26 protein-coding genes, 1 tRNA gene and 5 pseudogenes are annotated in these 26,042 nt (G+C 53.1%); 15 read left to right on the top strand and 17 right to left on the bottom strand.

Going from position 1 to position 26,042, the window contains the following annotated elements:
• Positions 1–208: 208 nt before the first annotated feature.
• Positions 209–1,531 (bottom strand): (Fe-S)-binding protein, encoded by a 1,323-nt coding sequence (locus MN084_RS16645; RefSeq protein WP_277400147.1) that lies wholly within the window; start codon positions 1,529–1,531, stop codon positions 209–211.
• Between the two features lie 328 nt (positions 1,532–1,859).
• Here MN084_RS16645 and MN084_RS16640 point away from each other — a divergent pair.
• The 4 genes and pseudogenes from MN084_RS16640 to MN084_RS16625 all read left to right on the top strand — a co-directional run bounded on the left by MN084_RS16640 (position 1,860) and on the right by MN084_RS16625 (position 4,226).
• Positions 1,860–2,890, top strand: a pseudogene (locus MN084_RS16640) (IS256 family transposase).
• 89 nt (positions 2,891–2,979) lie between these two features.
• A complete protein-coding gene (gene rplM, locus MN084_RS16635; protein ID WP_241085704.1) occupies positions 2,980–3,408 on the top strand; it encodes a 50S ribosomal protein L13 in 429 nt (142 codons plus the stop codon).
• Between the two features lie 29 nt (positions 3,409–3,437).
• Positions 3,438–3,830 carry a 30S ribosomal protein S9 gene (rpsI, locus tag MN084_RS16630; protein ID WP_241085705.1) on the top strand — a complete coding sequence of 131 codons (393 nt, stop codon included), beginning with the start codon at positions 3,438–3,440 and terminating at the stop codon, positions 3,828–3,830.
• A gap of 322 nt (positions 3,831–4,152) precedes the next feature.
• Positions 4,153–4,226: transfer RNA gene (locus MN084_RS16625), tRNA-Gln, on the top strand.
• A gap of 38 nt (positions 4,227–4,264) precedes the next feature.
• Here the strand turns inward: MN084_RS16625 and MN084_RS16620 are convergent.
• A pseudogene (locus tag MN084_RS16620) lies at positions 4,265–4,536 on the bottom strand (IS1595 family transposase); the annotation flags it as partial.
• A 213-nt stretch (positions 4,537–4,749) separates the two neighbouring features.
• Here MN084_RS16620 and MN084_RS16615 point away from each other — a divergent pair.
• Positions 4,750–5,769: a porin gene (locus tag MN084_RS16615; protein ID WP_241085706.1), complete on the top strand. Its 1,020-nt coding sequence runs from the start codon at positions 4,750–4,752 to the stop codon at positions 5,767–5,769.
• A 166-nt stretch (positions 5,770–5,935) separates the two neighbouring features.
• On the opposite strand, the gene rpiA is transcribed toward MN084_RS16615, so the two are convergent.
• The 5 genes and pseudogenes from rpiA to MN084_RS16590 form a co-directional block, all read right to left on the bottom strand.
• Complete coding sequence (gene rpiA / locus MN084_RS16610; protein ID WP_241085707.1) at positions 5,936–6,586, bottom strand: ribose-5-phosphate isomerase RpiA; 651 nt, start codon at positions 6,584–6,586, stop codon at positions 5,936–5,938.
• A 305-nt stretch (positions 6,587–6,891) separates the two neighbouring features.
• A pseudogene (locus tag MN084_RS16605) lies at positions 6,892–8,094 on the bottom strand (IS256 family transposase).
• Positions 8,095–8,586: 492 nt separating this feature from the next.
• Positions 8,587–8,841 (bottom strand): transposase, encoded by a 255-nt coding sequence (locus MN084_RS16600; RefSeq protein WP_241086059.1) that lies wholly within the window; start codon positions 8,839–8,841, stop codon positions 8,587–8,589.
• 122 nt (positions 8,842–8,963) lie between these two features.
• Positions 8,964–9,149, bottom strand: coding sequence for a hypothetical protein (locus MN084_RS16595; RefSeq protein WP_241085708.1), 186 nt, complete (start codon positions 9,147–9,149; stop codon positions 8,964–8,966).
• Positions 9,150–9,206: 57 nt separating this feature from the next.
• A complete protein-coding gene (locus MN084_RS16590) occupies positions 9,207–9,320 on the bottom strand; it encodes a transposase (RefSeq protein WP_241085709.1) in 114 nt (37 codons plus the stop codon).
• Positions 9,321–9,763: 443 nt separating this feature from the next.
• Here MN084_RS16590 and ilvA point away from each other — a divergent pair, with 443 nt between their 5' ends.
• From ilvA to MN084_RS16555, 7 genes are all read left to right on the top strand, one after another.
• On the top strand, positions 9,764–11,293 hold the full coding sequence (ilvA, locus tag MN084_RS16585; protein ID WP_241085710.1) for a threonine ammonia-lyase, biosynthetic: 1,530 nt from the start codon (positions 9,764–9,766) through the stop codon (positions 11,291–11,293).
• Between the two features lie 707 nt (positions 11,294–12,000).
• Positions 12,001–12,969, top strand: coding sequence for an AAA family ATPase (locus MN084_RS16580; RefSeq protein WP_241085711.1), 969 nt, complete (start codon positions 12,001–12,003; stop codon positions 12,967–12,969).
• 12 nt (positions 12,970–12,981) lie between these two features.
• Entirely contained in the window at positions 12,982–13,893 is a 912-nt protein-coding gene (locus MN084_RS16575) for a DUF58 domain-containing protein (protein WP_241085712.1), read from the top strand.
• A complete protein-coding gene (locus MN084_RS16570) occupies positions 13,890–14,390 on the top strand; it encodes a DUF4381 domain-containing protein (RefSeq protein ID WP_241085713.1) in 501 nt (166 codons plus the stop codon). The genes MN084_RS16575 and MN084_RS16570 overlap by 4 nt, the downstream gene beginning before the upstream one ends.
• Positions 14,387–15,385 carry a VWA domain-containing protein gene (locus tag MN084_RS16565; RefSeq protein ID WP_241085714.1) on the top strand — a complete coding sequence of 333 codons (999 nt, stop codon included), beginning with the start codon at positions 14,387–14,389 and terminating at the stop codon, positions 15,383–15,385. The genes MN084_RS16570 and MN084_RS16565 overlap by 4 nt, the downstream gene beginning before the upstream one ends.
• Complete coding sequence (locus tag MN084_RS16560; protein WP_241085715.1) at positions 15,382–17,208, top strand: VWA domain-containing protein; 1,827 nt, start codon at positions 15,382–15,384, stop codon at positions 17,206–17,208. Before MN084_RS16565 ends, MN084_RS16560 begins: the two co-directional genes overlap by 4 nt.
• Positions 17,205–19,007 (top strand): BatD family protein, encoded by a 1,803-nt coding sequence (locus tag MN084_RS16555; protein WP_241085716.1) that lies wholly within the window; start codon positions 17,205–17,207, stop codon positions 19,005–19,007. The genes MN084_RS16560 and MN084_RS16555 overlap by 4 nt, the downstream gene beginning before the upstream one ends.
• On the opposite strand, the gene MN084_RS16550 is transcribed toward MN084_RS16555, so the two are convergent.
• The gene (locus MN084_RS16550; protein WP_241085717.1) at positions 18,996–19,976 is read right to left on the bottom strand and encodes an ACP S-malonyltransferase; all 981 of its coding nucleotides are present in this window, start codon (positions 19,974–19,976) and stop codon (positions 18,996–18,998) included. The genes MN084_RS16555 and MN084_RS16550 overlap by 12 nt on opposite strands.
• Before the next feature lie 177 nt (positions 19,977–20,153).
• Here MN084_RS16550 and MN084_RS20000 point away from each other — a divergent pair, with 177 nt between their 5' ends.
• The 3 genes and pseudogenes from MN084_RS20000 to MN084_RS16540 form a co-directional block, all read left to right on the top strand.
• Positions 20,154–20,420, top strand: a complete 267-nt coding sequence (locus MN084_RS20000; RefSeq protein ID WP_445083982.1) for a transposase — start codon at positions 20,154–20,156, stop codon at positions 20,418–20,420.
• A 10-nt stretch (positions 20,421–20,430) separates the two neighbouring features.
• Positions 20,431–20,601 carry a hypothetical protein gene (locus MN084_RS16545; RefSeq protein ID WP_241085718.1) on the top strand — a complete coding sequence of 57 codons (171 nt, stop codon included), beginning with the start codon at positions 20,431–20,433 and terminating at the stop codon, positions 20,599–20,601.
• A gap of 314 nt (positions 20,602–20,915) precedes the next feature.
• Positions 20,916–21,250 (top strand): annotated as a pseudogene (locus MN084_RS16540) (IS1595 family transposase); the annotation flags it as partial.
• A gap of 68 nt (positions 21,251–21,318) precedes the next feature.
• Here the strand turns inward: MN084_RS16540 and MN084_RS16535 are convergent.
• The 9 genes and pseudogenes from MN084_RS16535 to MN084_RS16495 form a co-directional block, all read right to left on the bottom strand.
• Positions 21,319–22,266, bottom strand: coding sequence for a DNA-methyltransferase (locus MN084_RS16535; protein ID WP_241085719.1), 948 nt, complete (start codon positions 22,264–22,266; stop codon positions 21,319–21,321).
• The gene (locus tag MN084_RS16530; protein ID WP_241085720.1) at positions 22,226–22,426 is read right to left on the bottom strand and encodes a Com family DNA-binding transcriptional regulator; all 201 of its coding nucleotides are present in this window, start codon (positions 22,424–22,426) and stop codon (positions 22,226–22,228) included. Before MN084_RS16530 ends, MN084_RS16535 begins: the two co-directional genes overlap by 41 nt.
• A gap of 36 nt (positions 22,427–22,462) precedes the next feature.
• Positions 22,463–23,056, bottom strand: coding sequence for a hypothetical protein (locus MN084_RS16525; protein WP_241085721.1), 594 nt, complete (start codon positions 23,054–23,056; stop codon positions 22,463–22,465).
• Between the two features lie 16 nt (positions 23,057–23,072).
• Complete coding sequence (locus MN084_RS16520) at positions 23,073–23,771, bottom strand: hypothetical protein (protein ID WP_330178193.1); 699 nt, start codon at positions 23,769–23,771, stop codon at positions 23,073–23,075.
• 3 nt (positions 23,772–23,774) lie between these two features.
• Positions 23,775–24,380 carry a YmfQ family protein gene (locus tag MN084_RS16515; protein WP_241084838.1) on the bottom strand — a complete coding sequence of 202 codons (606 nt, stop codon included), beginning with the start codon at positions 24,378–24,380 and terminating at the stop codon, positions 23,775–23,777.
• The gene (locus MN084_RS16510; protein WP_241086084.1) at positions 24,380–24,547 is read right to left on the bottom strand and encodes a hypothetical protein; all 168 of its coding nucleotides are present in this window, start codon (positions 24,545–24,547) and stop codon (positions 24,380–24,382) included. The genes MN084_RS16515 and MN084_RS16510 overlap by 1 nt, the downstream gene beginning before the upstream one ends.
• Positions 24,548–24,553: 6 nt before the next feature.
• A pseudogene (locus MN084_RS16505) lies at positions 24,554–25,325 on the bottom strand (baseplate J/gp47 family protein); the annotation flags it as partial.
• Positions 25,326–25,775: a phage GP46 family protein gene (locus MN084_RS16500; RefSeq protein ID WP_241085722.1), complete on the bottom strand. Its 450-nt coding sequence runs from the start codon at positions 25,773–25,775 to the stop codon at positions 25,326–25,328.
• Positions 25,775–26,041 (bottom strand): PAAR domain-containing protein, encoded by a 267-nt coding sequence (locus MN084_RS16495; RefSeq protein ID WP_241085723.1) that lies wholly within the window; start codon positions 26,039–26,041, stop codon positions 25,775–25,777. Before MN084_RS16495 ends, MN084_RS16500 begins: the two co-directional genes overlap by 1 nt.
• Position 26,042: the final 1 nt, after the last annotated feature.

Here is a 26,042-nt window from a genome sequence, read left to right as displayed (position 1 = left end):
CCTGCTGTGGAGGGCCTGGGGGATACGATTTCAGAAACGTTCCTGTACGCTTGAGGCTGGCATCCCTGTCAACCATACTCTTGGAAATAGATCTCCAGACCCGCTCGTAAACATCTGCGCAACGTTGTGGCGAAGTTACTCTGAAGAGGCCCCTCCATTTGATGCTTAGTAGCGTAAATATAGCACTAGGAGGTGCTGCAAAGAATATTTAACAAGACTGTTCCCCGGTTTGATCAGAGGTTTCCTGAATTCCATCATCCCTCGATTGGCGCTCAATGAGCTGAATGGGATGCACTACCTCAATGGGTAAGTGTGCCTGCCGGATACCCGAGTCCAAGTGAAGTGCGCAACCGGTGTTGCTGGTGGCAAGTATATCCGGCTTGGTTTCGATTAGCTGATTGAGCGTTATATCGCGCAATCTGTCCGACATCTCCGGTTGGTCCAGCAGGTAGCTTCCCGCTGCACCGCAACATCCACTGTCAGGCAGCGGTACCAGCACGAGCCCCGGGATTCTGCGCAACAGCAGTGTGGGGGCTTCTTCGCCTTTCAGTACATTTTTCAGGGAGCAGGGTGTATGCAGGGCAACCCTTTTCGCAAGTGGGCGAAGGAGCAGGCTGTCAAATTCAGGGAGGTTCAGAATGTACTGGCTGACCTCCATAACCGGTGCGGTCAGATTGTGTCCATCGTCGCCATAGGACGCCAGTTGGGCGCCACAACCGCTGGCGAGGTAGAGGGTGGCATCGACATCGAGGGCATTGAATGCAGCGACATTCACCTCCGCCAGGGTATCTGCTGTAGCAGGGGCTCCTGTGTGTGCGTGCATAGCACCGCAGCAGCCCTGATTTGATGGGATGATGACCTCTATCTTCAGTCGTCTCATGACCCGGATGGCAGCACCTATTGCGCTATGTTCGGTGATCCGAGCTATACAGCCGGTAAACAGGGCGATGCGCCTCTGGGGGGTGTTATGGATATCGGTGGCAGGGTAGTTCCAAGGTGTTGATTCCTCTATCTCCGGCAGCAGGGCATCCAGACGGCGGATTTTTTTGCTGCCGACAGTGCGTATGATCCGGCGTGCTCCGGACGACTGATAGATCCGGAGCAATGGACGGCTCCATCCCTTGTAGGTCTGCTGTGTTATCAGCGAGCGTTGCAGTTTTTCGAAAAAACCTGGGTGTTTGTGTGTGAGTGCCCGTGTGGCGTCTATCAGCTTGCCGTATTTAACGCCGGATGGGCAGGCAGGTTCACAGGCCACACAGGTCAGACAGCGGTCCAGGTGGTCGTGCAGGCGCTGGCTGGTTACCTTTCCGGCCACAAGGGCCTGGATCAGTGCGATGCGGCCCCTTGGGGAGTCCCCTTCGTCCCGCGTCATGTTATAGGTTGGGCAGTGGGGCAGGCAGATTCCGCATTTCACACAGCGGTCTGCTTCTTGAAGTATCTGGTCCCGGTTCACGGAGGAGCTTGCTGGTCTTTGCTGAAACCGGAGATTGTACCCGGCGGCAACTGATTTAACAGTTTTTTTGACCAACATGCTCGGAAGCGGCATTGCCATGCCCTCTTGCAAGCATCTGCGCGGTATTGTTGAGAAATTGCATCTAGCGGCCCATCGCTGTATATCCCAATTGAATGTAGTTGGCGATACGTTAAAAACCATTGATCAGCAAACGCGAATAGCTAGAATATATTAAACACTGAGTTGCGGAAGCAATTTTAGTACTCCTCCATCCTCCCTTTGGCGATTTTAATATTCAAGCGCCCCCCGAGCTATGCTCATTTCTGGTGTATGGGCTGAATAAGAGAAGCGGTGTACCCTGTTGATTGATCTTAGCGGATCAACAACCAACAGAGGGATACACCGCATGAGTGATAGTAGTGTTATTGAGCTGAATACGCCATCCGGCGATATATTGAATGAGCTCCTCAAGGCTGGAGCACAGAAGCTGCTGATGAATGCTGTAGAGGCAGAATTAGCTGAATTGCTGGAGCAGTTTAGGTCAGAACGAGTAGATGGAAAGCAGACTATTGTACGCAATGGCTACCTGCCTGAACGCAGTACCCAAACAGGCCTAGGCGATATCAGTCAAAATACCGAAGGTGCGTGACCGTTCAAGCCAGGGCATTAGGTTTAACGCCAGGATGGATGGTCGGCTGTGTCTGCTCGTTATTGTTGGCTCGGATGAGACAGGGCGGAAGGAAGTGCTTACGGTTGTTGATGGTTACCGGGAATCGGAGGCCTTCTGGCTAGAGGTGATTGAGCAGCTGGGAAATTAGGGACTGAGCATTCCGCCTCTGCTAGCCGTTGCTGATGGGGCATTGGATTTTCTGGAAGGCGGCTGCGAAGAAATGGCCAGAGACGGTAACGCAGCGATGCTGGGTACACAAGACGGCGAACGTGCTAAATAAGGTACCCCCAAACCGATGCAACCGAAGATCAAAGAGGTGCTGCATGAATCTGGATGGCCGAGAGCATCCGCCCTGAAGGCTTACGATAGCTGTGTCAGGCGCTTTGAGGGCAAGTATCCTGGTGCTATGGAATGCCTGGAGAAGGATAGGGAGTCGATGCTGGCATTTTATGACTTCCCAGTACCACATTGGCAGCATATACGGATGACGAATCCAATAGAGTCGGTGTTCGCTAAGTGCGTCTGAGGACGACAAAAACCAAGAACTGCGACAGCCGGAAGACAACACTGACTATGGCCTGGAAGCTGAGGACGACAGCAGAAAAGAAGTGGCAACGACTGAGGGGATACAGGCTGCTGGCTGATGTAGTCGAGGGAGATTCAAGGATGGCGAGAGAGTAGAAACCGATCAGGCACGCCGGATGAGACCGTACAACAGATTCGACTATAGCTCTGCGTTTTTTGTTAGCAGCAATAAATTAGCGTAGAGTGCTTGTCAGCAGCATCTGTGTCCTGTAACATTCGCGCTCTTTATTTCAAGTGCCTTAACTTGGGACTTTCTGTTGGAGCTGGTCAAATGACGACTGTTAGTGTAAAACCCGCTGAGGTTCGCCACGATTGGTTCGTGGTTGACGCTGAAGGAAAGACCCTGGGCCGTCTTTCTACTGAGATCGCGCGTCGTTTGCGCGGTAAGCATAAGTCCGAATATACCCCTCATGTGGACACTGGCGACTACATCGTTGTAGTCAATGCCGAAAAGATTCACGTGACCGGTAATAAAATGCAGGACAAAATGTACTATCACCACACGGGGTATATTGGCAACCTGAAATCTATCAGTTTGGAAAAGCTGCTGGATAAGGCGCCGGAGCGTGTGATCGAGAGTGCAGTGAAGGGCATGTTGCCCAAAAACCCTCTTGGGCGTGCAATGTTCAAGAAGCTTAAGGTCTATGCAGGGCCCAAGCATCAGCATGAGGCACAGCAGCCTCAGGCTCTGGAAATCTGAACTGCAGATCCTAGTATCGGAACAGAATAATGGCAGAATCCAAAACTTACGCTACAGGCCGTCGCAAGAGTTCCACTGCGAGGGTATTCCTGAGTGCCGGAAGCGGCAACATTACTATCAACAGCGCAACGCTTGACCAGTATTTCGGTCGTGAGACCGCGCGTATGGTGGTTCGTCAGCCTCTAGAGGTTGCAGAAGTCCTGAAGAGTGTCGATATCAACGTCACAGTGAAGGGCGGTGGAACCACCGGTCAGGCAGGTGCTATTCGTCATGCGATAGCCCGGGCACTGGTGCAGTACAACGACGAATTGCATTCGCCCATGCGTAAGGCAGGCTTCCTGACCCGTGATGCGCGCGCTGTAGAGCGTAAGAAGGTTGGCCTACATAAAGCGCGCAAGCGTCCTCAGTTCTCGAAACGTTAAGGAGCTTTGGATTCATTCCAGATTGGATGGATGACGAGTTGAAATTTTCCGGATTAAGGCGAAAATTACTTGTAATAGCTGGCTGTTACCAAGTGTTTTTAACGTATAAATCGGGAGGTTTCAGCCGTCAGACACCGACTCATGAATTGATCAGAGATCCTCATGTATTTCCTTAAGCAGGCCTGGAGATCCGAGCTAGGATGGAACTGCTGTTGTCTGAGGCACGGAGATCTGGGTATCAGGTAGTGGTCTGCTTGCGTTAATCAAAACCAAAGAGCTCCCCGCCCGGGATTCGGGTTTTGGTGCCTCGGTCCTGAATAAATGGGGATTCGTCTAATGGCAGGACAACGGACTCTGACTCCGTTTGTAGAGGTTCGAGTCCTCTATCCCCAGCCAAACTGAAAGGCCCGCTTCGGCGGGCCTTTTGCTTTGCCGCCAAATACAGGAATTCTACCGACCGCACCTCGACCTCCTTTCCCTTTGCGCCTACCACCAAAATAACTTGCGTCTGCTTCTATTTCTCCATCCAGCAATTCCAAATACTCACTGTGATCATAGATAACCTGTCTAAGTCGATGAAAGTAATATCTAGCGGTTGTTTTATTGACGCCAACTTAAAGAAACGGCCATTCGTGCTGTTGCACCCGTTACAAATAACTCGATTAATCGACTTTGTTTGTACCTACTTATATCTGCTCTTTCTCACTTTGTTATCCTAAAATCATTTATTTATAGGACAACCCCATAATTTTTTCTCTATCTCAAGTTAATTCCCTATCGAAGTCTGTATCATTTTTACAACAAATCGGTTTTTGTGGTTTTTTGTAAACAACGTGTTGCAAAACTGCTTATCTGAGTTTAGTATTCAATCTGCACAGTATTTCTTCTCCTTAACTATATAGCGGGTATTTTAAAACTAATGAAAAAACTTCTTACTCTTGCCGTTGCGGCAGCTATCGCTGCTCCTATGGCTGTTAGTGCAGACACTACTATTTACGGTCGTATTAACAACGCACTGGTTCATGCCGATGAAAAAGAGCTTGATGCGAACGGTGACATTGTTAAGAGTGGATCCTGGGATGTTGAGGATAACAGTTCACGCTTTGGCGTGAAGGGCTCTGAGGATCTTGGTAATGGCCTGACGGCGATCTTTCAATATGAGTGGAAAGTTGACTCCGAAGATTCCGCTGGTTTGGATGCCGGTCGTTTGGCCTATGTCGGTCTGACCGGTGGGTTCGGTACGGTTGCTATCGGCCACCAGTGGACACCCTACTACGGTTCTGTAGATAAGACCGATATTTTTCAAATCAATAGCATAAATGATGAGTATATTGGTCCTTTTCGTGTAGGTAATACTCTGGCCTACGTCAGTCCTAATTTCGGTGGCTTTAGTGCAAAAATTGCATTGATAATCTCTGACGAGAAGGCGGAAGGCAGCGATGCTGATCTTGATCTAGGGGCTGATTTTAATGATGGCACTAACATCTCGCTGGACTATAACAATGGTCCGCTGAGTGTCGGCGCATCCTATCTACAGTTTGACAGTAACGACAATAATTTCGATGGTGCAATGTGGGGTGTTGGTGCCAAGTACAGCTTCGGCAACTTCGCTATCATTGGCCAGTATGAATCGGCATCTAGGGAAGCTGGTATGGTTATGAGGACCATTAAAAGTGCGGTTGCCGACATTTCTGACGATATTGACGCCTTTGGCTTAGCTGCTGAAGCATACTTTGGCAGTAATACTCTCCGTGTAAAATATGGCGCGATTGATTATGGCAAGTATCTGGGTGAAGATTTAGATGCTGAAACCTGGGCCTTGGGTCTGCAACACGCTTTCTCCAAACGCACGAGTGTTTTTGCTGAATACGAAAATTCAGAGGTTGGCGACGATAATAGTTCGGATCGCTTTGGTGTAGGACTCCGTCACGACTTCTGATCTTATCTGGGAGTAGTTGAGGTAACAGGATAGAGAATGGAGCCTTTTGGCTCCATTCTTTTTGTTCAGTGGTGCGGAGCAAAATATTACGAATCGTAGTTTAATTAAGTGCTCTGGAGAGAGAGGGTCCACGGTTTTCGAGTTCTTTGTGGTGGGATCAGGTGATCTATAGGGTTTTAATACCTTCCTCTGTACCCAGGATAAGTACATCCGCCGGCCGAATGGCGAAGATCCCTGTTGTAACCACACCTGCGATATTATTGATTTCCTGCTCCATCTTTCTGGGTTCCAGGATACGCATATTATGCGCATCAAGGATGATATTGCCATTATCTGTAGTGAAGTTCTCCCGCCAAACCGGGGTCCCTCCTAATTTGACGAGCTGCCGTGCCACATGGCTGCGTGCCATTGGAATCACTTCAATCGGCAGTGGGAACTCGCCGAGCACACTCACCAGCTTGCTGACATCTGCAATGCAGACAAATTTTCTGCTGGCCCCGGCAACGATTTTCTCTCGCGTTAATGCGCCCCCGCCGCCCTTGATCAGGTGCAGATTTTTGGTGGACTCATCCGCTCCGTCAACATAGAGATCCAGTTCGCCCGCAGCGTTGAGGTCTATTATCGGGATGCCATGGGTGCGCATGCGCTCTGTTGAGGCCTCGGAGCTGGAGACGGCGCCGTCTATTTTATGTTTGACTTTGGCAAGCAGGTCGATGAAGTGATTGATTGTTGATCCGGTACCTACGCCAATAATGCCACCGTCCACATAATCGATGGCCGCTTCTGCCGCCACCCGTTTGAGTTCGTCTTGATTCATTTACTGTTCCTTATTTCTGTGGATCTTTTATCGCCATGATAACGGTTGTTGTTGGGTATGGCGATTCTCTTATAAAGTAGACAGGTTTTGGAACGGAGAGAACCGTATAGCTCACAGAAAACATGATGTTTTTTCAGGAGAAGGAGTGGGTAGATTGTTCCGCCTTCATCATTCTGTCACAGGCCGGAACCAAGAAGCTGCCGTTTTATTTTCCTGAATTTTGGCTTGGGTCAGAGTGATGGGTGGAAATGTGTGTGCTTGTCATAAAGACGGAGGGTGTAACGATTTCCGTGTAACTGCCCGGGTTAAATGTATTCCGCCAAGCGTTCTTCGAACTCAATCATAAATCTATTCAGTGCTGGTTTCCAATTGCAAATCGGCATGGTCCATTTTTTTGATGCTTGCTGCACCGCCAGGTACACCACTTTCATTGCCGAGTCGTCGGTCGGAAATAGCTTCCGTTTTTTAATTGCCTTGCGAACCACGCTGTTCATTGACTCGATGGCATTGGTTGTATAGATTGCCCTGCGGATGTCCTCAGGGTAGCCAAACAGGGCATTAAGATTGTGCCAGTGGCTACGCCACGAACGGCTGAGCTGGGGATATTTGTCGTCCCATCGGTTAGAGAAATTATCAAGTTCCAGTAGCGCTTCATCTTCGGTGACAGGCTTATATATTTTCTTCAGGTCTGCCGTCACTGCCTTGTAGTCTTTCCAGGGCACGTACTTCATCGAGTTGCGCACCATGTGAACAATACAGAGCTGGATCTGAGTCTCGGGAAACGCTGTATTGATTGCGTCTGGAAAGCCCTTCAGGCCATCAACACAGGCTATCAGTATATCCTTCACGCCGCGATTCTGGAGCTCTGTGAGTACATTGAGCCAGAACTTGGCACCCTCATTCTCTGACAGCCAGAGCCCCAACAATTCCTTGTGGCCCTCCATGTTCACGCCCAGTGCCAGATAAATTGCCTTATTGATCACTTTCTTGTCTTGCCGGATTTTTACGACAATACAATCCAGGTAAATAATGAGATAGACCGCATCCAGTGGCCTAGATTGCCATTCAATCACTTGTTCAATAACAGCGTCAGTCACTTTTGGAATCAAGGTGGCGGAGACATCAGCACCGTACATTTCTTTAACGGTCGTGACGATTTCTCATGTTGTCATGCCCTCAAGAAAATAATCTTGTCGTCCATGGAAGTAAATCGACGCTGGTGTTTTTTAACGGGCTTGGGCTCGAAACTCCCAGCTCTGTCGCGTGGTGTATCGAGCTCGAACTGGCCAGCTTCCGTTCGGTTAGTCTTACTGGCATAGCCGTTGCGGTTATTGTCAGCTTCGGACTGCTCGTGCCTTTCAAAGCCAAGATGATCATCTAACTCAGCGTTCAGTGCCGCTTCGGTCGTAATCTTGGTTAGCATCTGCAAAAAAGTCTTTGAGGTCGTCTTCCGTCTTGATATTTTTAGCGGCCGCATGAGCGATCGCCTGTAGTTCTTTCTTGTTCATAGCGCCTATCCTCAACCACGCTTGGGTTTAATGATAGACAGTTACACAGAATTCAGGACACCCTCTAAAGACGAAGCAAAGTACGCGAAGATTACATATTGTAAGATTCAGAATTTCCCTGAGGCACCAGCGTGTTAAATTGCGCCTATTACAGTGACCCACGCGTAACCCTGATCTGCTGAAGAGCCAACTTTACACTGCTAACCCGCCAAGGCTCTTGATACTGGCGTATAGATCTTTATCTCTCATAGGGGGTACGTTAGTCTACCCACTCGGTTAGGGGAAGAGCCATGGCCGTTATCTTTTTGAAAACTCAACCAGTAATAAGGGAACCCCTAAAGAACCGGACAAAGCCCGATAGTCTCTAGTGAATCAGGAGAGCCCGGTCTCTTCACACTCGTTTTTCTGGCAACATCCATATCCATACCTCGCTTCATCCGGCCAGCCACACCAATTGACTCATGTTGTACACCGAATTCATCATATCCATCTTCACGCCGGCCTGGCTTGCCCGATGCTACGCACCAGTCGATTGGCCTGCTGGGCAAACACGTGCTCAACTCGAGCCCGAACTCTTGATCGTTTTCGGTTTGCCTCTTGCTCCCGTTCATTCAAAGGGCGTTTGCGTGCCGACTTGCGATGAATATGACTGCGGTAATGCGCGCCCGGTAAAGCGGCTTCCCGTTCTACACTACGGTAAGCAGAATCGGCCCAGACGCTGCCATTACTGTTGTTCTCATCCCGCAGTTCCTCGAAGACCCGGCTATCTCGTCAACTTCTGCTGATGTGATGGCGTATACTTGCGAATGACCTTGTGCTTCCGGTCTATGCTGATGTGGTTTTTGTACCCATAGCGGGTTTGCCATGCTTCATGGTCCAGCGGGCTTCAACATTCTTCTAGCGGCGTTTGTTATCGCTCCACGCCTCAGGGCTATCCTCGCTTTGATCTGCCTATTTTCCTCTCGTGTATTACGTTGCCTGAGTACTGGAATGATAGTGGCATCTACAATCTGTCCCTTGCGAGCACTGAAGCCTGCTGCATCAATCTGGATCAACGGCTCTGAAAAGAGTTTATCAATAAGGCCCCGTTCTTTCAGGCGCTCATGATATACTCAAACCATTTTGGCATCGGGTACCTTATCCTCCGGGCTCAGCCCAAGAAAACGACAAAAGCTATAGCGATCCCGTATTTGGAACTCTGTTTGATCATCGTTCAGATTGAACAAATGCTGTAGTTCACCTTGAACATCAGTATCACATCGTAAAGTGGACGCCCGCCTTTACAGGGAGCACTGTTTTTATAAACTGAGCCCAACAATACTCGAAAAGCCTCCCAGTCTATGGTCCTTTCCAGCTTTGGCAGCGGGTCTCCCTGTTGCTCAAGGAGCTCAAGTCGGTCTTGATGATCAAAAAACTCGGTTGCATGGCTTTTATCAATGGTTGCTTGAGTTGGTTACTATTATCGCTGATTTGAGAAGATTTTCAGAGGCGTCATAAGGGGAGAAAAACCAAACAAAAATCCAAGAAATGAGCCATAATCTGGCTTGACCGGGTGGGTCAGTTTTCAGTGCAATTTAACGCTTTGTGGTTTTTAGCGATCTCTGCGTTCTTGACAATATTTAAGGTATATTATGGTTTTGTTGTTGATGTGAATTTCGGGATTAGTGCAATGCCTCAAAGCTATATTGAAAGAATACTCCGGGCCCAGATCTATGATGTGGTCAATGAAACGCCGCTCGATGAAGCGCCTCGCCTGTCTCGTCGCCTGGAGAATCAGGTCTTCTTAAAACGTGAGGATCTGCAGCCTGTCTTCTCTTTTAAGCTGCGGGGTGCCTATAACCGTATGCGGAATCTTTCTGATGCTCAGCGTAAGCAGGGGGTGATAGCCGCTTCTGCCGGTAATCATGCTCAGGGTGTGGCGCTCTCTGCCAGAAGGTTAAATATTCGGGCATTGATTGTTATGCCGAAGACAACCCCGCCGATCAAGGTTCAGTCGGTACATGATCTTGGCGCCAGGACAGTTTTGTATGGGGACTCATATGACGAAGCTTATGAGCACTCGTTACAGTTAGCTGACGAAAAGGGTATGACATTCATTCACCCGTTTGATGATCCCGAGGTGATCGCAGGGCAGGGAACCATCGGCATGGAGTTGTTGCGTCAGCATGCCGGTCCGCCTCATGCTATTTTCGTCCCTGTGGGTGGTGGTGGGTTGATCAGTGGTATTGGCTCCTATGTAAAATACGTCTATCCTGATGTGAAAATTATCGGCATAGAGCCTGAAGATGCTCCTACGCTTCAGCACTCCCTGGAAAAAGGCAGGCGTACAAGTCTGAAGCAGGTGGGTATTTTTGCCGATGGTGTCGCAGTCAAAATGATCGGTAAAGAGACTTTCCGGCTTGCCCGTAAAGTGGTTGATGAGGTGATTCTGGTCAACACGGATGAGATCTGTGCGGCGATCAAGGATGTGTTTGATGATACCCGTAGCATCGCAGAGCCTGCCGGTGCTCTGGCAGTGGCGGGGATGAAAAAATATGTTGCGAGAGAAGGCTTGAGAGATCAGAGTTTGATCGCCATTGAGAGTGGTGCCAATATTAACTTTGACCGCCTGCGTCATGTGGCCGAACGGGCAGAGTTGGGTGAGCAGCGAGAGGCGCTGCTGGCGGTTGAGATACCGGAGGAACCCGGCAGTTTTTTACATTTCTGCCGGGCCATTGGCAAGCGGAGTGTCACCGAATTCAATTATCGTTATGCGGATACAGAGCGTGCCCATGTGTTTGTTGGCGTTGAGTTGAATGATAGTCCTCAGCAGCGGGAGGCGTTGCTAGATCAGCTTAGTGATAAAGGTTATTCCGTGGTGGATTTAACTGATAATGAAGCGGCTAAGCTGCATATTCGCTATATGGTGGGAGGGCATGCCCCCGGGGTGAAAAATGAAAGTCTGTTCCGTTTTGAATTCCCGGAACGGCCTGGAGCCCTACTCAATTTTCTCACTGAAATGGGCAAGCGCTGGAATATCAGTCTGTTCCATTATCGCAATCATGGTGCAGCCTATGGTCGAGTACTCATGGGGGTACAGATCGATCAGGGCGAGAAACGTGAATTTAGTCGGTTCCTCAAGGATCTTGGTTATCCATGGCAGGATGAGACAGATAATATTGCTTATCGTCTGTTTGCTTGTGGTGGGAGGTATAATTGAAATTGGGAGGGGCGGGTAAAAATGCTCGATATCCGTTATCAACCATGTTGACAAACGAGAACCGCAAACAAAAAAGGAAAAGAGGGTAAAACAATTGCTTGAGTGCAAAAGTAAAAAATGTGTAGCGGTGGCATTAGCAAACAAAACGGTCAGGACGGCATTTGCCCTATTGACGGAAGGTACAGAATATAAAGCTGAGCCGTTATTGGCTTAAGCGTAACAATCACCAACAAAAAGCATTCTTAATGTAGATGACAAATCAACTGTAAGAGTCAGTGCTTCGCACAGAGCAAACAAACTCGCTGGAGAGACTTGACCATACAGTTCGCGTAAAAATCATTGGGCCTGGGTTAGCTGCCCAAATTAGAGCTCGCACATAAGCACGCATTTATTCTATATTTTAATCATTTCGTTGTTGATGGAGGGGAGTCCACATAAGCGAAGCGAAGGTTTGCTATTTTAGCCTTGTACAGTCCATTCCAAGGGAAAAGAGATGCTGATAGTGTCCTGCATGAAGTAAATGTAAAATAGCACTCGGAATGAAAGCTGAGCTAGAGCCTCCGATTAGAAATCTACGCGGTGTTTTGAGAAATAATCCTGCGTCTGTGTAATTCACTGGGAGACAGAAAAGAGGTGCTAGTGAACTTTTTTTCAATCTGTAGGACAAACATGCTGGAATTTTCAATAAGCAGTATAGAGAAGTATTTATGCCACACAGAGATTCTATCCACCAACTCAAACAACATATCGAACAGCAGATTATCGGCCAGGAGGCGTTGGTCGATCGGCTGCTGGTAGCGCTGTTGGCCAATGGACACTTGTTAGTGGAAGGTGCTCCGGGTCTGGCCAAGACAAGGGCGGTGAAGGCGCTGGCCTCAGGGCTGAAAGTAGATTTTCATCGAATTCAGTTTACCCCGGATCTGTTGCCGGCGGATATTACCGGCAGTGATATCTATCGGCCGGAAGATGGCAGCTTTCATTTTCAGCAGGGTCCTGTTTTTCACAACCTTCTGCTCTCTGATGAGATCAACCGGGCGCCAGCCAAGGTGCAGTCTGCCCTGCTTGAAGCGATGGGTGAGGGACAGGTTACCGTCGGGGCAAAAAGTTACCCGCTGCCAAAGCTGTTCCTGGTGATGGCAACCCAGAACCCCATAGAGCAAGAGGGCACCTATCCACTTCCGGAGGCGCAACTCGACCGTTTTATGCTACATGTGGAGGTCGGCTACCCCCCACGGGAGTCGAGTCACCGCATTCTTGAGTTGGCCCGGCGGGAGGCATTGCAGGAGTCAGCTGAAATCGCTCCCCTTTCCAATCCAGTAACTCAGGAGGCGATCTTCACCGCCCGCCGCGAAGCGATGTCGCTGCATCTCTCACTGCCGGTGGAGAGTTATATTGTCGAGCTGGTAGAGGCAACACGAAATCCCGGCCGCTATGGCACCGACCTAGAAGGCTGGATCAGTTGGGGTGCCAGCCCACGTGGAGCCATTGCTATTGAGCATGGTGCCCGTGCCTTGGCCTGGCTGGCGGGTCGCGACTTCGTAACCCCTGAAGATGTAATCAACATTGCCCCGGATGCTCTGCGGCACCGTGTGCTGCTTGATTTTGAGGCCGAAGCAGAGGGTATTACTCCCGGACAGTGTGTGGCTGAATTGCTGCAGCGTGTTCCTGCTCCCTGATCTGCCGTTTTTATGTCTGCAGTTCATGCCACTCTTGATGAATTGATCCGGTTACGGGCTACCGCCCGTGGCTTGGAACTGGGTGCCCGGCACAGTCAACTTGCCGCGGAGTCGGGTGGTTATCTATCGATCTACCGAGGACGCGGCCTGGAGTTTGATGAGGTTCGTGCCTATCAGGCGGGTGACGACGCCCGCACTATCGACTGGCGGGTATCTGCCCGGCGGGGCCGTATCCACACCAAGCTGTTTAGGGAGGAGCGGGAACGGTCGGTGCTGATTCTGGTGGACCTGCATCCTGGGATGTATTTCGGCACCCGGCATCAGTTTAAATCGGTGCTTGCGGCCAGAATCTCCGCTCTGATTGCATGGGCTACGGTGCAGGCAGGAGACAGGATTGGGGGCGTGGTAAGCAGTTCGGATGGAAGTATGGTGTTACCGCCCATGGGTCGCCGGACCGGTGCCTTGCGACTGCTGCATGGCATTGAGTCTCTTCAGCCGACCCAGCCTGGAGTGCTGATGCAGGGGCGCCTCGGAGATTCTCTGGGGCAGCTCGATCGACTGACACGTCCCGGCAGCCTGATTTTTATTCTCAGCGATTTCCTTGAATTGGGTGAGAAGGGTGAACTGCTGATAGCACGGCTTGCCCGGCACAATGATCTGCTGATGGGACTGATTTTCGATCCGGTCGAAGGTTTGCCTCCTCCGCCTGGGCGTTACCGCATGGGTACGCCAGAAGAGCAGATGGAACTTGATACCGCATCTGAAGCGGTGATTTCCGGCTGGAAAAAGAATTTTCTTGATCATCGGGAGCGATTAACCGGCATTTCCCAGCGTAGCAGGATCACATTGGCAGCGTTCTCAACTGCCGATGAGCCATTGTTGTCATTAAGGTCCGGCCTGGCCCGTCACGGGAGGGTGACATGAATTCTGATGATCTACTCAGCTCATTGCGCCCCCTGCACCTCCCGCCAGCAGTCTCCTGGTGGCCACCAGCTCCGGGCTGGTGGCTGCTTGCCCTCACTACCCTGACCCTAATTGTGTTTGCTGTTTTTTGGTGGCGACGCGGTGTCACCCGTCGGCAGGCGTTGCGTGAGCTGGCGCTACTCAGAAGTGTGATGAATGATAGCGAAATGCTTGCCCGGCTTTCGATGCTGCTTCGTCGCTATGCGCTGGTCTGTTTCCCTCCTGCTTCGGTGGCATCCCTGACCGGAGAGAGATGGCTCTCTTTTCTCGATGAGCATGGAGGTGGTGGTCAATTTCTCCAGGGCTTTGGGCGGGCACTGCTTGAAGGGCCTTACCAACAGAGCTCGTTTCTGGATGATTTTGCTGCGAAATCTGGTGAGAAATGCAGTTTAGATCGTGAGGCGCTGCTGAAGCTCATCCGGCGCTGGATCAAGCGCAACAAGAGATTGAGAAAGTGATCCATTTCGACTGGCTCTGGATTCTCCTGTTGACCCCCCTCCCCTGGATATTGGGCCGTCTGCTGCCGGCTGCGATCGTCTCTGCCGGGGCGACACTCTATATTCCGTTCACTGCTGATCTGAGTGAATTGGCGAGTATACATTCTGATGTCACCCGCCATCCCGGCAGGTATCTGGCGATTCTTGTCTGGTTGCTTCTGCTGATGGCAGCCGCCCGACCTCAATGGCTGGGCGAACCGATTGAACTCCCGGAGGCGGGCCGTAACCTGATGTTTGCGCTGGATGCATCCGGCAGCATGGAGACCCCTGACCTGGACACGGATGGCAGTCAGGCCAGCCGGCTGGAGGTGATCAAGCAGGTGGCCGGTGAATTCATCGAGCGGCGCAAAGGTGACCGGGTTGGATTGATTCTGTTTGGCAGTCAGGCCTATCTGCAGTCCCCACTCAGTTTTGACCGGGTCACGGTGAAGATCCTGCTGGATGAGGCGATGATCGGTATTGCCGGCCGTGAAACGGCGATTGGTGATGCCATCGGCCTGGCGGTAAGGCGTCTGCGTCATGCGCCTGAAGGTCGGGCAGTCCTTATTTTGCTGACGGATGGTGCCAATACCGCCGGTGAGGTGCCGCCACTACAAGCTGCTGAGTTGGCGGCTCAGGCTGGGTTGCGGGTTTATACCATTGGCGTGGGGGCGGAGCGGATGCGAGTCCAGGGACTGTTTGGAAGTCAGACTGTCAACCCCTTCTCCGGTCTGGATGAAGCTACCCTGAAAGCGATTGCAAAAACCACCGGGGGGAGCTATTTTCGTGCCCGTGATCGTGAAGGACTGACCGAAATCTATCAGCGACTGGATCAGTTGGAGCCCGTTGAAGAGGGGAGTAGAGTGGTGCATCCGGTGACCTCTCTCTACCCCTGGCCCCTGGGTGCCGCGCTGTTGCTCACTTTGATTTGGGGGTTCTCAGCCCTCCTTCCACCTCTGAAAAGAGGTGCTGTATGAGCGAATTTCTTAATCAGTTTCATCTATTGCGCCCGGCTTGGTTGTTGGCGCTGTTACCGGTGATTCTGATTCTGCTGATGTTGCGGCGGAGAGAGCGGGGAGCGGCAGCCTGGGGCAATATCTGTGACCCTGAGCTGTTGCCGTATCTGCTGCTGAAAGGCGGCAATGATAAGGCTCGTCGGCTACCGTTTATTCTGTTGGGCCTGGCCTGGCTGCTGGCGATTCTTGCGCTTGCCGGGCCCACTTGGGAGCGCTTGCCGGAACCGGTATTTCAGACTCATCTGGAACGGGTACTGGTACTTGATCTCTCTCCTTCAATGAATGCAAAAGATCTTACTCCCAGCCGCCTGGAACGAGCCCGTTTCAAGCTGGGGGATATATTGGAACAGAGCCGGGAGGAGCGCACAGCTCTGGTGGTGTTCGGTGGTGAGCCTCATGTGGTTACCCCGCTTACGGATGATGTGGCAACCATAGAGACGATGCTTCATGCACTTTCAGTGGATATTATTCCAGTGCCGGGAGATGCAGGAGCGCCTGCGCTGCAGATGGCGGGTGAGTTGCTCAAGCGAGGCATCAGGAGTCGGGGTGACATCCTGCTGATAACCGATGGCGTTGCTGATATGGCCTCTTCTCTTGCTGTGATCAATAAGCTGAACCATCAGGGGATGAGGGTCTCGGTATTGGGTGTGGGTACAGAGGTGGGTGCGCCTGTGCCTCGTTTAGATGGCAGTGCTGCCAATAGCGATAGTGCAGGGTCTGAGATGGCCCGCCTAAGTCCCCGTGACCTGAAGGCGTTGGCAGCGATGGGTGGTGGCCACTACAGCCTGTTAACCAGTGATGAAACAGACCTGCAGCAGGTGTTGATGGAGAGCGAGCTGCTGAATTTAGGTGAAGCTGAAAAGCAGCAGGGAGGTGTTGAACGCTGGGTTGAACAGGGGAGTTGGCTATTGCTCCCTCTTCTGCTGATCGCCGCTGCCGGTTTTCGCCGCGGCTGGATCGGTGCTTTTCTGGTTGTACTGATACTGCCTCCACCCGTGGCGCAAGCTTTTGGGATGGATGGTCTCTGGCAGCGGCCGGATCAGCGTGCTGCCATCGAATTAAAACAGGGGCGCCCTAAGTCTGCGGCCGAGCTGTTTCAGGATGCAGGATGGCAGGGAATAGCACGTTACCGTTCAGGTGACTTCAAGGGTGCAGCAGCGTCATTTACCGGAGAGGTCAATGCCTATAACAGGGGTAATGCCCTGGCTCGCAGTGGTGAGTGGCAACAGGCTATCGAGGCTTATGACGAGGCGCTGAAGCGGCAGCCTGGTGACCGGGGTGCCCAGTTCAACCGGGATCTGCTGGAAAAATTGCTGCAACAGCGTCAGCAGAGCGAGCAAGAGGGTGGGTCAGGCCAGTCCGGGGAAGAGGATGGAGAAGGTCAGCCACAGCCAGGCAGTGATGACTCTGAATCTGACGAAGAGCAGAAGCAGAGCGATAAAAATGGCAATGAAGCTCCCGGGGAGACGTCTGGAGAGGGAGATGGGCCGGATGATGAAGATGCAGAGGACGAGAGGCAGGGTGAATCTAAGCTAGGTGAGCAGCAACGCGATACAGCTGAAGCGGCAAAAAGGGATGTGATGCCGTCACAGCAGTCTGAACAAGCGGGAGAAAAGAGTGGGCAGGAGTCAGGGATTGCCCGTCAGGATGAATCGGGAGAACTTCCGGATGAAAAGGAGCTCGCCCTGGAGCAGTGGCTGCGTCAGATACCGGATGATCCATCGGGCCTGCTAAGGCGTAAGTTTATGTTGGAGCATCTGTTGAGAGAAAAGAGAGGCGAATGATGGTGGTGACTCGATGTCTGCCAGCGAATAGAACGTTTTTTTATCTTCTGCTCTGGCTGCTGTTGTTGCTTCCTGGAGGGGCTTTCGCGCAGCTGAATGCTCAGCTGGATCACAACCGGATTACCGATGGTGAGACAGTACAACTGACAATCGTGTTTCAGGGAGAGACGGCTGCCCAGCCGGATACAACCCCCCTGCTGAAGAATTTTGATCTGCTCGACAGCAGAACAAGCAGCAGTATCACTATTATCAATGGTTCCAAGGATGCCCGTACCACCTGGACACTGACCTTGGGCCCTAAGCGTCTTGGCCGGATAGAGATACCCGCCCTGGATTTTGCGGGTGAGCAGAGCCCTGCACTTGAACTCACGGTGGAGAAGAACAGCGCGGCATCGGGAGATTCTGCCGGTGATATTTTTATTGAAATGGTAATTGAACCGGAGGAGGTATATCTCCAGGGGCAGGTGCTGGTCAGAGTGCAGTTGTTCCATGTTGTCGATTTGGGTGGAGGGAGCATATCAGACCCCAAAGCGGAGCAGGCACTGATACGCCGTCTGGGTAAGGACCACACATTCTCCAGCTACCGCAACGGCCACCGCTATCAGGTGATAGAGCGGCGCTATGCTGTTTTCCCTCAGGCCAGCGGGACGCTTGAGCTGTCAGCACCGGTATTCAACGGACAGATCCTGGAGCGTAGAAAGTACCGTTCCGGGCGCTTCGGTAATATTTTTCAGAACAGTCCGTTTGATGATCTCTTTACCAGCACACGCCGGATACGGTTAAGGGGTAAAGCCGTTTCCATGATAGTGCTCCCTCCTCCGGCAGCGGCCTTGGGTCGTGTCTGGTTACCGGCTGAATCTCTGGCATTGAGTGAGGAGTGGCAACCTGAAACTGAAGAGATCCATGTGGGTGATCCGGTGACCCGTACGTTGATTCTGCGGGCACGGGGCTTGACCGGGGGGCAGTTGCCGAACCTGGTGCCGGAGTCGGTGGATGGTTTCAAGCTCTATCCTGACAAGGAAGAGGTTGAGACCCGGGACCTTGTAGAGAGTGTAGAGGGGCTTCGCAAACAGAAGATCACTTTCATCCCTTCCCATGCCGGAACGCTGGTTATACCGGCAGTCCGTCTCCACTGGTGGGATACTACTACTGACCGGCAAATGACTGAAGAACTTCCTGAGCGAGTGATCACGGTTCTCCCTTCCGTGGGTGCTTTACAACCTCCCCCCCCTGCTGTTGTGGCTACGGAACCTGTGCCGGCTATACCTCCAACACCTGAGGTTGATAAGGATGTGGAGGAGGGAGGTCTCAGTTTAGCTGGTAGCCAGTCGGGACGGTTTGCCGGGATAGAAGCCCTGCCCTGGCCCTGGATTTCCGGGCTGTTAGCGGCTCTCTGGCTAATTACAGGTATCTTCTTATGGCGTGAATATAGACGGCGAGTCAGGCTCTCTGTGCCGGATACCGCACCACCCATCACAGAGCGACCGGATGCGGCAGAGGAGAGGTGCCGCTTCAGGCAGGCGTGTAGGGATGGGGATCCAGCGAGTGCAGTCGCCGCGCTATTGGAATGGTCTTCGGTTCACTGGCCGGAAGATCCTCCCAGCGGATTGGATGCAGTAGCGGCGCGGATTGAAGCACCGGCTGCCAAGGAGGCATTGGGCGAACTGAATCGGTGCCTCTACAGTACTGAGTCCGGAAGCTGGGATGGTGGCAGGTTGTCAGATCTGATCACCGAGCTACCCGGCACAGAGGATAGCAGCCGGAAAAAAGAGCCGGCACTGCCGCCGTTATGGCGTTGATTCTGCCACTGCCTTGATGCTCTCGATATTGATCGCAGGCATATACTCAGGGCGTGGTTTGGCGCGGCGGGTGAATTTTTTGATGATCCCTTCCAGATTGGGGCGCTTCTCAGCGGGACCTTCACCACTGCCGATACCACCGCCGAACTCCACGAACAGGTTGACGCCGTCGTCCAGCGCACTCTGCAGACAGCCGACCCAGTTCACCGGGTGGAACAGCTGGAAGAAGAGCCGGGATTTGATCGTTTCCGCGTCTGCCTGGTGGAAGCCACCGGTATAGTTGGAGAGCACTTTAAGTCCGGGTTGTTTGATTTCAACCTTATCCAGCTCTTTACGGAACTCCCGCGCGGCAGTGACCATATAGTAGGTATGGAATGCGCCTTCGGTCTTGAGTCTCACAGCTCGCTTTTTCGGGTAGAGTTCAGCCATCTCTTCCGATAGCGCATCCAGGTCCGCAGTTGCACCGCCTACGACTGTCTGGTCCGGCAGGTTTAGTCCTGCGATGCCGCAGAAGTGTTTGTCTGAGAGCGGTTGGGCTATCTCCAGGTCGACTGTCAGTGCCGCCATCTCCCCTTCGCCATGGGTGCCCATCAGTTCACCACGCCTGGAAACCAGCTTCAGGGCGTCTTCATAACTCAGTGCCTCAGCGGCTACCAATGCGCTGTACTCGCCCAGGCTGTGTCCGCCCGACATAACGGGTACTATGGGGTTTTCGGCCAGCTCACGGTAAACGGTGAGGCAGGCGATATGGTGGGTCAGCAGTAACGGCTGGGTGAAGCGTGTGAGGTTGATCTGCTGATCCGGGTCTTCAAACGAGAGCTTGGCCATGTCATAGCCCAGTACGTCACTGGCCTGTTGGTATATTTTTCGGACTGAGTCGAACTCGGCACTCAGGTCACTGCCGATACCGGGGTATTGGGAGCCCTGGCCGGGGAAGATGAAAATGGCGCGCTGTTCGTTGTCGGACATGGTGCTTCTCTCTGTTGGGTCTGCGAGCGGGCAGGATAGACATTTATGCTTGTCAGGACAAGTGATAGCTGCTGGTTCGTCAGGTGCCTAATGTGTTAGTGTCGGTGGAGAGGGTATGGAGATACAACACTCAAGAGGCGCTGACATCTCTGTACGCTTGACTGATTATCCAAGAGACTGGTCATTGGCGCGGTAGTCATTAAGCACCAGCTCTGCTTTTCCGATAGAGAGACTGTCCTGCAGATCCGGGAAGATCCCTATTGTCAGCATTTCGTAGGGCTATCGGGTTATCAGATGGATGCGCCGTTTGCCCCTTCGTTATTTGTTGAGATTTGCAAGCGGATGGGGCAGTCGGTCTTTGAGGTATTTCATGGAGCTGTTATCGATGCGCTGGTAAAGTATAAAGGCAAAAAAAAGCCCAGCCATTCAGAGTCGACCAGGTGAAACAGGAAAGTTGCAACAAAAAGGCGATGATGAACCACCCTCAGTTTCAGGGGGTGCACCTGAGGAAGAGGCATCGGAACGCCAGGGCAAATTGATTCTGGATGCGACAATTGCTCCACAGGCAATTCGTTATCCTGCCGACCTGGGTTTGTTGAATGAAGCCAGGGAGTTCAGTGAGTAGATCATCGACACTCTCCATCCCAGGACGGCATTGAAAAAGAAACCCGGAACTTGTCGTGAAAAGGTGCGTAAAGTTTACCTCGCGATAGTGAAGCAGAGGCGGCCTGCCGGAAAGGTACGGCGTTGGGGGATCAAGCAACAGTTGCAGTACTTGCGCCGGAACCTGGACAACATCGAGCAATGGGGGGAATACTGGCCAGAAGGGACACTCTTAACCCCGTTGGTTGTTACATCGGTATTGGGTGATCCAGCATATCGTATGAATGGCAATGGAAGATGTGCGGAAACAAAAGCCACAATTAATCAGAGATGCCTAAGGTATTTACCGTTATTATTCCCGATGCTAAAGCCAGAACATTAATGTCTATAGTTTAGGCAACAGGTAAAGCCCGACAGTATTGTTTATACCGACACATGGAGAAGCTTTAATGCATTAGATGTCTCAGAATTTAAGCACTATCGAATAAATCACAGTAAGTTATTCGCAAACAAGCATAACCATATTACACGGAATAGAGAATTCTTGGAATCAGGCAAAGTGACATATGCGTTAGTTTAACGGCGTACTGAAAGGCCATTTTCATCTTTTTTTGAAGGAGTGTGAATGGCAATCTAACAACAATGATCCAGAAAGTCAGTTAAAACTGTAGCGCGCCGTTCATTTTGCGATAGACCCCCGGTCAATTAGCGATAAGAGTTATTCTGTCTCAAAGTGGTTTTAAAGCCTGCTAGTCAAACATTCAGTCAGCCGATCCACGGCATGGTTAAATTCAGTCTCGCCCATCTCACTACCGATAAACTTGCGGTCTAATTGGTGAGCTGCAATGGCAGTGGTTGCGCTACCTGCAAAACCATCGAGCACCAATGCGCCGGGTTTACTGCTGGTCTCTACTATGTGGCGCATTAGAGCCACCGGCTTCTCACAAGGGTGCTTGCCCGGGTAAAACTGAGCAGATGGAAAATCCCACACATCAGTGAACGGTACATGCTTGGTAACGGCGAAGAAACGGCCCCTCCGGCGAGGCCCTAGCCTGATTGCCATATATTCGGAGTGTAGTTGCCGCCAGGGCTTCAGTTTAGGGGCAATTCGCCTGAGAGTATCATAGTGCTTTTCAGCGGGGAGGCTGAACTGTGACCGGCTAGTCCAGTGATGACTCATTTGTGTATCTGTAGCCAAATTTATCTGTTTATTCGTAATCCCTGCTTCTTTGAGGGTATCGGCCAGATGGCTACGAATTGGCTCGTAGTGAAATGGTTGTCGCTTCCGGCTTTCCGCAAATATGATGCGCTCGGTTTGGGGGAAATACTTCGTTAGAGATTCCTTGTTGCATCCCAGATGCCGCCCGCGGGGCTTCCGCCAAACGATATGGTTCAGCACCCGGAAATGTGTGCCCACCAATATCTCAGTCTCAGAGGCGAGATACGGCCCACAGAATATATAGAGGCTACCAGTGGGTTTCAGCACTCGCTGATATTCCGCCAGAATCTGATCCTGCCAGTGGAAAAATTCCCCTTTATTCTTCAATAGTCTGTCCCAGCTATCAGTTTTCACCTTGTAGTAGGGAGGGTCGGTGGCTATCAGGTCAATTGAATCGTTGGATATGGTTTTCAGTAACGCCAGGCAGTCAGTCTTGACCAGCTTGATATTGTTGTGATTGAACTCCATAAATTGCGCCTTTGCTGCTGACGCTCATGGCGTTCTCGCTGGGGGTTCCTTGACCCTCTATATGGTTAAGTGTCCGACATCGAGGACACTGAATTTGTAATTTTTTTACGTCACCTTTCGCTAATAATTTATTGCAATGACCACATCTGATATTTGTCACTGTGAGCCTCGGTTCACTTCAGGAAGGGGTGCCTTTCTAATCTGGCCAGACCATCGTCGGCAGTTCGGCGATCAACTCCTCGGCAGTCGGCACGGTCCGGTTGCTGGCCTGTACATCGGTTTGCACCTGGAACGCATACGCCCAACACGCATCCATCCACTGTCCATATGCGGCTGCCTCCGACTGCCACGCGTTGGGGTATCCTGAGCGAGCGACGCAGGTCCAGCGGTTGTCCCAGCGTCGTCCCTGGGCGATGGCATCCATGTAGGATTCGATTACACGTTCCATTGCCGCGATGATTTCAGCCTCGGTGGGAGGAATCACAGGCTCCTCGGTCAGTGTCTCGATAGGCGGCTCGATACCCAGATCAGTGATCTTATGACGCGAGCCATCGGGTAACCAGTAGATGGTACCCCGATGATCTGGCACGAGCGTCCATACGCCATTAATGTAGATATCCACCTCGCACTCAGCCGCCCCAATAGGGGCATCAGCCGCAGCGTGAGCGGGAGGGCGCATATAGATCGTCTGTCCAGCCAGTTTGGTCTCCAGCGGGTCGAGTGAGGCGGTAACCGGCCCTAGGTACTCGCCGGTTTCGTGGTGGTAACTGTGGTAGATAGGTGCCGACATGATGCGCTTCTAGTATTTAATGCAGTGCATGATTGCGACGTTGCGGGGCCGGGTTTCGGCACCGTCCCGTAGCAGCGGTCAGTTTATCATTATTATCACTGGTCGCCTGTAGAGTGTTCTGTGTAGTGTTGGTACCGGCTTGCATCGTATCTACACTAGTACGCTGATAAATGGCGTGATCATGACTTATCAGCTGATCGGACTGCAACGACCCCAGCGCCCGCCCGCCATCAAGTCCGCGCCCATGATCCCAGCCCCGTAGAAACTCGCTGCGCAGGTCCGGTGCCCGGAATGTCGTGGCACCATCCCCATTGCTGAACATGCCGTATTCGCCTGCCTGCCAGGCGGCCTCGGGTACGATCAGCCCCTCAGCCGCCGTGTGGTTGTAGAGATTCGCGTAAGTTGTGCGGGACAGCTCTACGCCGGCGTTCTCGATATATCCCATTGGAGCCGAGGTGTAATAGCCGGATATCACCGTGCCGGTTGGTACGCCGGGCGACTCCCCCGCCGCAATAGCCATCGCGATTACCGCCCCAAGCTGGGTAAGGTTCCCGCTATCCGCCTCGCCGCCCAGGGCAGTGATGGCGTTGACGATCTCCCGCATGGGGTGCTCGATGGCTGCTGCAGGCGGGATGCTGCCCTCGGTGCCGGTGTTGGGGTTGCCGTCAATGTATGGGGCATCGGCGGCACCTCCAACGGGTGGTATATAGTCCATGGTTCAGGCTCCTTCGTAGGACATAAACAGGGATGTGTGAGCCGGTTTCACCCGGCGCAGCACGCATTCAAGGTCTTCTGCGCGGTTGATCTTCAAGAGGGGATCTGTTCCCACCTGTGACTCGCCGCAGCGGAAATAGGTAACCCGTGGGTCCGTCAGGCGTACCCGCCAGACAAAACGCATCTTGGGCGGGTTCAGCGCTTGCATACCGCATTGGCTGATGCCGCAGATAAACGGCCTGTACTCGGTGATTTCGACGGTGTAGCCCAGACGTTTGACCACCGACTGGAAATAGGTCACCGACTGCCCACCCGTGGCGGTCAGACGTTGCACCAGCACGGCCCGGCGCTCCTGGAGTGTCAGGGTGCTGCCGGTGCAGGTGTCCGGCAGGTTGGCGAATGCCTCCCACTCGGCCAGCAATTCATAGGTGGCACGCGGATTGGCCTCGTTAAGTAGCGACTCGGCACGGTCATTCACACGGGCGAACTCCTCGGCCAGGGCGGCCAGCAACTGGTCGGCCAGGCTGCCGTCTTCGCGCAGGGCGTCCCACAGGCGGCCCGGTGGGAGCAGTCCCTGCAGCTGAGCTTTATAGTCGGTTGTGGTGGCCATCACAGCGCCTGCCAGATGATGTTGCCGAGGGAGCCGATCTTACCGGCCGAGAACGCGACATCAGCCGCCGGGGTGACCAGGACATGGTCAAACTCGCCATCGGCACGGCTGATGGCCTCGCGGATGTGGGAGATCAGGATGGTGCTAGATCCGGCACCATCATCCACCGATGCCTCGCGCCGGAACAGATCGGTCAGCTCCGCTTCGATAGCCATTTGAACGGCGGTCGTATTCGGGTTGATCCGGATGGTTATATCCACCGCCGACTCGATCGGGGCGACGACTATCAGGTCCGCCGTCACCGGCCGCCGCGCATCGATCCACCTCCAGCGCCCAGGCTTTATAATCAGCCGAGTTGCCGCCGTGGGGCGGGTTCTGTACCCGTGTGCGCAGGCGATCGCGCAGAGCCGCATCGGTCTCCTCGTCGGCGCCGCCGGTCAGGCCACCGGTGGCTACCGTGGTCGTGCTCTGAACCCCGGCAGCCGGGGATACCAACGATAGCGCCACCCCGCCAACGGCGCTGGTATCCTGCCCGGCACTGGATGCGGTTACCGCCACCGTGGCAGTGCCGCCGGTGATGATGCACTCGGCACTCGTGGTGTACTCAAGAGCGTCAGCACGCTGCAGGGTGGCACCGGCGGGGATGGTACCGCCATCCGTACCGGTGAAGGTGACATTGCCTGTGGCCGCTGCGGCGGGCTTGCGGCTGACACCCCACCAGCTGGCCCAGCGGTCCAGGATCTCCGCCTCGGCGGTGTCCGGGATGATCTGCCGGCTCTGCCAATCCAGATGGCCATGCAGGCCGTGTGCCGCACCGGCTAATGTCCGTCCCAGCACGCCCAGCACCGACCGGCGCAGACGCGGGTCGGTCCCCGCCAGACGGCTCTCGATGTCCGTCTGGATGCGCTGGACAATGGTTTGTAATGTGGGCCTGTTAAATGCCATTTATGCAGCCTGTAATTGATAGTTGAAAACGTCTTTGAATCGGGTTTGATCGGCCAGGGTGATAGCCACCTGCAGCCTCAGCACCCCGGCCCGCATCCACTCCGCACTGACCGCTACTGCCGTGGCCACATGGTCCTCGATCAGCCAGGCCAGCGCCTCCTCGGAATACTCCCGCGCCCGGTGCAGCACGGCGGCGGTCTGTTTCTCGCGGCTCAGCAGCCAGAGGCGTGAGCCGACCAGGTCACCCGCCATCTCGGGCCACGCATCCGCCCACCAGCCGCGCAGATCCAGCGCACTCGATGGCAGCGGGTCATCGTCGGCAGCCCGCCGATCGGTGAACAGCGACACCAGCACCGCAGAGCGCAGTCCGGACTCGGTGGCCAGATCGACATTCTGCACCGCTGGCGCGAAGGTCAGCTCACGGTCGTTGTAGGTAATTGCCAGATCCATCAGTCGCTCAACCTCACGTAATCGCTGCCCGTGGTGGCGTGACCACAACTGGCCAGGTGGCCTTCCCGGCAGACCGGTACCCCGTTGATCCGGACGAAGCTGCTACCCTCTGCCATCACCGGACCTGCGTGCCCGCCCTCTCCGTGGCCCTGAACCGGGTCACCCAGCAGCACCACCCGAGCGCCATCGATGGTGACGAAACCCTGCCCGCCGTTGAGCTGGGCACCCCCGGCGCTGTCAACTGATTTGCGTGCCACTCCGTACATG

This window comes from Candidatus Vondammii sp. HM_W22, from assembly GCF_022530855.2.
GTDB lineage: Bacteria > Pseudomonadota > Gammaproteobacteria > Chromatiales > Chromatiaceae > Vondammii.
Note: the sequence above shows the minus strand (reverse complement) of the source record. Positions and strands in the feature narration are given on the sequence as shown.